Annotated in this window: 2 protein-coding genes; both read left to right on the top strand. The window is 30.3% G+C overall.

Annotation, left to right across the window (positions count from 1 at the left end; translation table 11 throughout):
• The first annotated feature begins 95 nt into the window (after positions 1-95).
• Complete coding sequence (locus DNU06_RS17310; protein ID WP_146239320.1) at positions 96-923, top strand: hypothetical protein; 828 nt, start codon at positions 96-98, stop codon at positions 921-923.
• Positions 924-1054: 131 nt separating this feature from the next.
• Positions 1055-2725, top strand: a complete 1671-nt coding sequence (locus tag DNU06_RS17305) for an SUMF1/EgtB/PvdO family nonheme iron enzyme (protein ID WP_111064761.1) — start codon at positions 1055-1057, stop codon at positions 2723-2725.
• Positions 2726-2882: the final 157 nt, after the last annotated feature.

The following is a 2882-nucleotide window of genomic DNA, read 5'->3' as shown; positions in this document are numbered from 1 at the left end:
TTAGCTAAACAATGTCTTGGCGGTTATCTAATTACATTTGTGCTAAGTAAAGCAAACAGAAACATAGCCAGGCGTTATCTACAATAAATAAAAAAATGAAACTGCTATTATCAATATTTCTGCTATTGCCATTTTGTGCATTTAATCAAGACTTTGGAGAGTACATTAAAGAAAATGCTATTGAAATAGACAGCAATGTGAATTCGCGACCAGAAGTGTATGCTGCCATTTCTAAATTTGAATTAATAATGGTTGGTGAAATGCATGGAACACAAGAACCTGCAGGTTTAGTTGATGTATTGGCAAAAGTGATTGTAAAAAATGAAGGGTTCGTTTCTGTAGGCCTTGAAATTCCAACTGATGAATTATCTAACTTTATTAAAAACCCGACCGAAGAAAACCTATTAAATTCAGTGTTTTTTTCTAAAGAAAATATAGATGGCAGGAATGGGCAGGCCTGGTTTGATTTAATTCTAAACTGTACAAAAGACACCAGTATAAATCTATTTTTCTTCGATAATGTTGTAGAAGGTGAAATAAGAGACAGCATTATGTATCTTGGTATTCTGAATCAGAAATTAAAGTTCCCTGAAAGTAAAATTATTACTATCTCAGGAAATATCCATAATTGGAGTTTACCATATAATGATATGCCCACAATGGGAATGTACTGTTTAAATGATACTATAAATTTCACTCGTGATAAAGCATGCTCTATCAATCATGCTTATTCGGAAGGAACTTTACTTAATAACACAGGAAATGGCCTAGAAATGAGAACAATTACTTTCAAGGAAAGTGTCTACTCTAAATCTGTTGAATATGAGAATTATCTGTTATTTTACAAATTTGGAAGTAAAAATAAACATAACTGTCTCTATTACTCTAAAAAAGTAAATCACTCAGCGGAAGTAAAAAGATAGATAACAAAATGTAAAAAAGCATTAAAACGACTTTTTACACAAGCGTTGTAGCCAATAGCGAAAGGATAATTTAAAATTATCAATAGTATTTACAATGTAAAACCAAAGAACAACTTAAAAAAGCTGTTAGTATGCCTTTAAAAATTCTATTTATTTCTGTTGTTATATTCCTTCAGTTCACGTTATGCAGTCAAATGTATTATCCAGTTCCAAACACAGTAATTGATATTCCTCATTCAACATCAGACATGATTGATAGCATAGGAAATCAGCATAGATTAGACGTAAATGCATTTTCTATTTCAGAATTTGTAACTGTTGCACAATATAAAAAATACCTTGTTACCATAAAAAAGGATTCTACAAAACAATTTTATCAATCTCAAATTCCAAAATCAGGCATAATAAATAAAAAACTGATTAACGAAATTTTTAAATGCGAAGCATTACAAAACGAGCCAATGCCCGGAGTTTCCTGGGCGGCTGGTAGGAATTATTGTAAGTGGTTAACAAATAAAGCTCAAAATAATAATTTAGAATACGCGTACGATTTACCTTTATTATCGCAGTTGGTTGCGTTTGACAGCTTATACAAATTAGAAGATAATACTTTATTATGCTGGGCCCTTAATACGTATGACGAAAGCATAATACATTATTCAAAGTATTCAATTTATGATTATCTATATAATGCAAAAAAAACAGACCCTCCTTCTCTCAAACGAAAAACAATTTACGGCTCATCATACCATTTGCATGACAAACCTGATTTAAGCTTTGAGTATATGGGGCTGCACTCTAACCTCAGGTATGAATTTCAAGATAGTTCTTCGCGGTATGTCGGATTTAGAATTGTTCGTCAATTAACAAATAAGGAAAAAAGGTCAATAAATTTAAATCAAACTAACGTAGCTAATTTGAGACATAGTAAAGACACTGTTTTCGTTTTTGATAATAGAGAAATAGAGGTTAATATTAGTAATAATAGCTTTCATGGTAATTACACAGAAAAGTATGAAAATGATAACATTAAAGTTTCAGGTGAGTTTTATCATGGTCAAAGAGTTGGAGTATGGTCTGTTTGGGATAAAAATCAAGTTTTGTTAGTTCGTCGAAATTATTCGCACAACAAAAAGTTTGAATTTATTTACCCAATATCAGACTATCCTTACAAAAAACTCTATGCGGCAAACCCAATATTTAAATACAAAAAAAATAAAAAAGGTTATTCCCCCTATTTTTATGTAGAGGAGAGTGCAGTTTCATATTCTAAGAAAATATGGCGAGTATTAAATGAAAAAAATGAGAAGGAATTATTTCACGTTTTAAACCTTGAATCTTTAATTCAAACCTTAATCAATAATAATGTAATATGTTATTTTTATGGCAACTATTCAGACTTCAAAACAAAGGTTAAATATGACTCATTAAGCATTTTAAAAGCTGAAATATTAGCATCAGATTTCACCCGTTTTGAAATTAAAGAACAGTTTTTTTTTAATACTGAACAATTAATGGGAGACACAAGACAGCTTAGTCTAAGTTTATTTAAAAACAAGACTGATAAATATCCTAAATACAGTTTTTACTTCCCAAACATTAGAGAGTACTTGGCGCAAATACCTTTAAAACAATACATCTTAGCTAATATAACAAACTTGGACGAATATTTTTATTATCGAAACTATAGGGGAGAAATTATTAAAATTTCTACATTGAAAAAAGATCTTTCATCTGACTGGGAAAATGAGTTAAATATAATAACAGCTGAACATAAGCTTTGGATAGCTTTTGGCAGATAGGGGAAGGTAAATGTAAAACTGGCTACAACAACAAGCATATTTCATGGCTGTTTCGTACCTTACAGCAACGAAAACATGCTCAAACGTTGTGTTTCATAAAGTATGCTAAATTACATTAGAAGAAATATCGATTTTATACAGAATTTAGCTAAGAATA

Source organism: Putridiphycobacter roseus (assembly GCF_003234935.1).
GTDB classification, from domain to species: Bacteria; Bacteroidota; Bacteroidia; order Flavobacteriales_D; family Crocinitomicaceae; genus Putridiphycobacter; species Putridiphycobacter roseus.
This window is presented reverse-complemented; position numbering and strand designations above follow the sequence as displayed.

Excerpts from the sequence above, each read along its gene's own strand:
- DNU06_RS17310 (WP_146239320.1), top strand. The coding sequence starts at position 96 with ATGAAACTGCTATTATCAATATTTCTGCTATTGCCATTTTGTGCATTT.
- DNU06_RS17305 (WP_111064761.1), top strand. The coding sequence starts at position 1,055 with ATGCCTTTAAAAATTCTATTTATTTCTGTTGTTATATTCCTTCAGTTC.